We start from the raw sequence: 3,703 nt of genomic DNA, 5'->3' as shown, positions 1-3,703 counted from the left end.
TAATGCAATACAAAATAAGCTCAACTGTAAATTTTAGGCTGCTTCGGTCTTCGGTCATCGGTCTTCCGACCAGATAAGCAAAGAATTTAAGGTGACTGGCATCATTGCGGATAATCATAATTTTTTATCTTTTTAAGAAATCAATTGAAAAGGTTTAATCAATTTTTCAGTGTCTTAAATATTCTTCTCAGTTCGTTTTTTTAAAACTGAACGAAAGTTTTAAAATGAATTTATCGTTTGATTATCAATTAGAACTGATGGATGAGATTTCTTTCTCCTTTTTTATCTTAAATGATATTAATACCTTTTATTGAGGATTTTTAATAAGATATATTTACCATCATTATTTAATTTTATAAATACTTATTAAGGGATGTTGCGAAGGCTATTTTTTTTGTTTTTAATAATCATAATTGTTTCAGAATCTGTTGAAGCACAAGGGATAAGAGGGAAAGTGGTTTCTTCAGAAGGTGAGCTTTTACCTTATGCCTCTGTCTATATTCGGAATTTGGGAGATGGTGTGCCTACAAATCAAGATGGGAGATATGAGTATAAGCTTGAACCAGGAGTTTATGATGTTTTGATCCAATTTTTGGGTTATAAATCACAGCTCAAAACTGTAGAAATAATTGATACATGGGTTGAGATGGATTTTACTTTAGAGCCTCAAGTTTATACTTTGAGTGAAGTAGAGGTCAGGGCGGGTGCTGAAGATCCAGCATTGACGATTATGAGAAAGGCTATTTCCAAAGCTAAGTTTCATAGACTTCAACTTCAACAATATAGTATGACCGTATATCTGAAGGGGACTGGACAATTAACGGATGCTCCATTTTTTCTAAAGAAAACATTGGAAAAAGAAGGTTTGAAACTAAATGAGGCCTATACAAGTGAGTCTGTTTCTAGAATCACTTTTACTCAACCCAATAAAGTAGAGGAAAAGGTGATTTCCATCCGGACCAATGGAGATAATCAGTCAACTTCACCTGCTCCATACATCCAGACCAGTTTTTACCAAGATAAAATCAATGATATTATTTCTCCACTTTCAAGATCTGCCTTCGCATATTACAGATTTACTTATGAAGGTAGTTTTTTCGATCAAGATGTAATGGTCAATAAAATCAGAGTCACCCCAAGATCAAGAGGGGAGCGTGTCTTCGAAGGATACATTTATATAATTGAAGATCTATGGGCAATTCATTCACTCAATCTCAAGACCTCTCTATTGGGATTTGACATTCAAGCGACACAACAATATGCGCTTGTTGCGGAAAATGTTTGGATGCCCCTTACCCATACCTACACCTTTGGCGGCAAGTTTTTTGGGTTTGAGGGGGAATTTAAATATCTGGCTTCCACTAGAGAATATGAGGTTACTTTGAATCCTGATTTAGCTTATGTGCCAGAGATTATTGATGAAAAGGTCCAGGATGTTCCCGATGAGGCAGTTGATTTTAAAAAGTCTGAATCAGCTTTGGAACAATTGGCTAAAGAACAACCCACTACTAGAAAGGAATATAGAAAGCTCATAAATGAGTATGAAAAGGAGGCGATGAAAGAAAGGGATGAGCCTGACGTGATTTCTGAAAGCTACTACAGTGTAGATTCTTTAGCCAAGAAGAGAGCTCTTTCCTATTGGGATAGTATCCGTCCAGTTCCGCTTACAGTAAAAGAAATAGAAGGATACAAAAGGGACGATAGTCTTGCTGTGATAGAAGCGGCCAAAATCAGTGATGTAGATTCTGTTGCAAAAAAAGCCAGAAGTAAATACAAACCACTGGATTTTATGAACGGTTCAACTTACAGTTTTGGGAAAGGGGTTTCTGTTGGGTTTAAGCAAAACTGGACTAAAATTTCCTTTAATACGGTAGAAGGATTTAAAGTTGGAATGGGGCTTTTCTATCGAAAGTATCAGGAAGAAAAACTTGCTGACAGTGTAAATCGGATTCGTAAAAGTTTCAATATAGAACCAGAACTGAGGTATGGCTTTTCAAGTAATCAATTTTATAGTAAAATTGATTTTAGGTGGTCAACGACAAAGCCAACTTCGGGGACTACTTTCGGATTGGAAGGTGGGAAATACATCTACCAATTTAATGGTGGAGAACCAATAAATGAACAAGTTAATGCATTCTATTCTCTTTTGTTCCGACAGAATTACATGAAACTATATGAACAGGATTTTGCCAGAATATATTGGGCACATCGAGTGAATTATGGATTTACCTACCGGGTAAACTTGATGTATGCTGAGCGCAATCAACTTTTCAATAATTCTAACTACAGCTGGTATAATAAAGAGGGTAGGGAATACACTTTAAACCAACCTGAAAATGTAGAAACCGAAGATTTAGCATTTCAGGATCATGAAATTTTTAAATTTAATACCAGTGTAGAATGGAGGCCGGGAGTGAAATATGGAATCCGAAATGGTAGGAAATATCCTATCACAAGTAATTCGCCCCTGATTAAATTTAATTACACAAAAGCTTTTGGTGGTTTATTGGATTCTGAAACTGCTTCCGACTTTGATCATGTGGAGTTGGGAATAGAGCATTTCTTTGAATTTGGTGTCAGCGGTAAATTTGATTTTAATGTTTCTGCGGGGACATTTCTAAATAATAAGCAAGTGTATTTTCAGGATTACCAGCATTTTGGAGGTAATAGAACGATCTTCTCAAACTTTGGCCCCGCTTCTAATTTCCGATTCATGGATTATTATAAGTACAGCACAAATACATCTTACGTGTCCGGAATATTTCATTACCAGTTTAGGAAATTTCTTTTGACTCAATTACCGATGTTGCGATTTTCTGGTGTGAGAGAAAACTTATTTTTCAATTATTTAAAAACGGAAAATTCACCAAGTTACTGGGAGGCAGGATATTCTTTAGACAATCTTTTCAGAATCTTCCGATTGGAGATGGGTGCAGGGTTTGAAAATGGTAACTATCTCAGAGGAGGTGTTCGATTTGGGATTGCTACCTTTATTCAGGTTAATTGATAAAAAAATAAAACCCAGCCTACCAGCTGGGTTTTTCAGTTTAAACTTTCATAATATCAGCTTCTTTCTTGACCAAAAGTTCATCTATTTTGGATGAATAGTGATCTGTTAATTTTTGAACCTGATCTTCTGCTCTTTTTATTTCATCTTCAGAAGCTCCATCTTTTTGAAGTTTTTTCAGGGAGTCATTGGTATCTTTTCTTACTGTCCGGATAGAAATCTTACCGTTTTCACATTCGTTCTTAGCTTGTTTTACCAAGTTTATTCTCCTTTCTTCAGTAAGAGCAGGTATGGTCAAAATGATAAGCTCTCCATTGTTTTGAGGAGCTAAACCTAAATCAGAGTTGATGATGGCTTTTTCAATTTCACCGATAAGGTTTTTTTCCCAAGGCTTGATTGAAAGTGTTCGTGCATCAGGGGTATTCACAGAGGCAACTTGGACTAGAGGAGTCGGTGCTCCATAATATTGGACCATAATTCCATCTAACAAATTTGGCATCGCTTTTCCGGCACGGATTTTTAGTAATTCAGACTGCGTATGTTCCACCGCCTTTTGCATCAATTCTTTGGCTTCGTCTAAGAATAATTCGATTTCTTCCATAATCTTAAGGTTAAAGTGTTGTAATCAAAGTTCCAACTTCCTCTCCTTCTACGAGTTTACTTAAATTACCAGTTTTGTTCATGTCAAACACAATG

2 protein-coding genes and 1 pseudogene are annotated in these 3,703 nt (G+C 35.9%); 1 reads left to right on the top strand and 2 read right to left on the bottom strand.

The annotated features are described in order from the left end of the window. Nucleotides 1-373: 373 nt before the first annotated feature. On the top strand, nucleotides 374-3,007 hold the full coding sequence (locus Q0L68_RS17850; protein WP_296705618.1) for a DUF5686 and carboxypeptidase regulatory-like domain-containing protein: 2,634 nt from the start codon (nucleotides 374-376) through the stop codon (nucleotides 3,005-3,007). 40 nt (nucleotides 3,008-3,047) lie between these two features. Here the strand turns inward: Q0L68_RS17850 and frr are convergent, their stop codons facing one another. Beyond that, the gene (gene frr, locus Q0L68_RS17845; RefSeq protein ID WP_296705617.1) at nucleotides 3,048-3,608 is read right to left on the bottom strand and encodes a ribosome recycling factor; all 561 of its coding nucleotides are present in this window, start codon (nucleotides 3,606-3,608) and stop codon (nucleotides 3,048-3,050) included. 10 nt (nucleotides 3,609-3,618) lie between these two features. Next, nucleotides 3,619-3,703: pseudogene (pyrH, locus tag Q0L68_RS17840) on the bottom strand (UMP kinase); the annotation flags it as partial.

It is taken from the genome of Algoriphagus sp. (genome assembly GCF_024642405.1).
Lineage (GTDB): Bacteria > Bacteroidota > Bacteroidia > Cytophagales > Cyclobacteriaceae > Algoriphagus.
Note: the sequence above shows the minus strand (reverse complement) of the source record. Positions and strands in the feature narration are given on the sequence as shown.

Excerpts from the sequence above, each read along its gene's own strand:
- frr (WP_296705617.1), bottom strand. The coding sequence starts at position 3,608 with ATGGAAGAAATCGAATTATTCTTAGACGAAGCCAAAGAATTGATGCAA.
- Q0L68_RS17850 (WP_296705618.1), top strand. The coding sequence starts at position 374 with ATGTTGCGAAGGCTATTTTTTTTGTTTTTAATAATCATAATTGTTTCA.